Here is a 1,170-nt window from a genome sequence, read left to right as displayed (position 1 = left end):
CCCGGCGGCGACTCATCCCCCCACACACTTTTGCACCTGCTCGCCCAGGCCGGTCGCGCCCAGGCGCATCACATCGCCGGGCTTGAGGAACCAGGGGGCGGGCTTTTGCCCCAGGCCCACGCCAGCAGGGGTGCCGGTCAGGATCACGTCGCCGGGCTCCAGTGTCATGAATTCGCTGATGTACGACACCACCGTGGGCACATCAAAAATGAAGTTGCGGGTGCTGCCGTTCTGCACCCGCTGGCCATTCACCTCCAGCCACAGGTCGATAGTGTGCGGGTCGCCCACTTCGTCGGGTGTCACCAGCCAGGGCCCGATGGGCGCGAAGGTGTCGTGGCTCTTGCCCTTGTCCCACTGGCCGCCGCGCTCCATCTGCCAGGCGCGCTCAGACACGTCGTTGGCCAGCACGTAGCCCGCCACATGTTCCAGCGCCTGCGCCTTTGGCACGCAGCGCGCACGGGTTCCGATGACGATGCCCAGCTCGACCTCCCAGTCGGTCTTGGTGGCGCCGGGCGGAACACGAACATCGTCGTTGGGGCCGCTGAGCGCCGTCACGGCTTTCATGAAGAGCACGGGCTCGGCGGGCGGCTGCAGGCCGGCCTCACGGGCGTGGTCCGCGTAGTTGAGCCCTACGCACACGATCTTGCCCACGCCACCCACCGGGCTGCCCAGGCGGGGGGCGCCATAGACAGGCGGCAAGCGGCTGGCGTCGATGGCGGCAAGCGCCGACAAGGTGCGGCAGTTGAGCTGGGCGGGGCCGATGTCGGGCAGCAGCATCGACAGGTCGCGCAGGGTGCCGGTGGCGTCGAGCAGGCCGGGGCGCTCGGCGCCGGGTTGGCCGTAGCGGATGAGTTTCATGGCGGAATGTCCTTGTGGGTCGATGAAGGGGCGGCAGCGGTGGCAGACACACTGCCGACCACTGAATGCACGCTGTGTGTGCCCATCCCGCAGCATAGCGGCCCACCAGCCTGCGCAGGCACGTGCGCAAACGCAAATCACAGCACCTGCCTTGCCACAAAGCGAAGCCCTCGTTGCACGCGCCATCGCGGCTCGCCGCACAGCGCGCGTAACATGGCGCACGGGGCGTCGTGCCCATGGCCGCTCCACCAAACACTCCTGATTTAATAGCTGCTACCGCAATACAGACGCGCGGAAACGGCCATTTTTGAC

Annotated in this window: 1 protein-coding gene; it reads right to left on the bottom strand. The window is 67.4% G+C overall.

From position 1 onward, the window contains the following. Nucleotides 1–12: 12 nt before the first annotated feature. Nucleotides 13–858 (bottom strand): fumarylacetoacetate hydrolase family protein, encoded by an 846-nt coding sequence (locus DBR12_RS18025; protein ID WP_108618525.1) that lies wholly within the window; start codon nucleotides 856–858, stop codon nucleotides 13–15. Nucleotides 859–1,170 lie beyond the last annotated feature (312 nt).

The sequence above is a fragment of the Acidovorax sp. HMWF029 genome, assembly GCF_003060895.1.
Classification (GTDB): domain Bacteria; phylum Pseudomonadota; class Gammaproteobacteria; order Burkholderiales; family Burkholderiaceae_C; genus Acidovorax.
The sequence above is the reverse complement of the archived record's forward strand: the minus strand, read 5'-3'. Positions and strand labels throughout refer to the sequence as shown.

What these genes read in the sequence shown, in the direction of transcription:
- DBR12_RS18025 (WP_108618525.1), bottom strand. Translation starts at nt 858, where the DNA reads ATGAAACTCATCCGCTACGGCCAACCCGGCGCCGAGCGCCCCGGCCTG.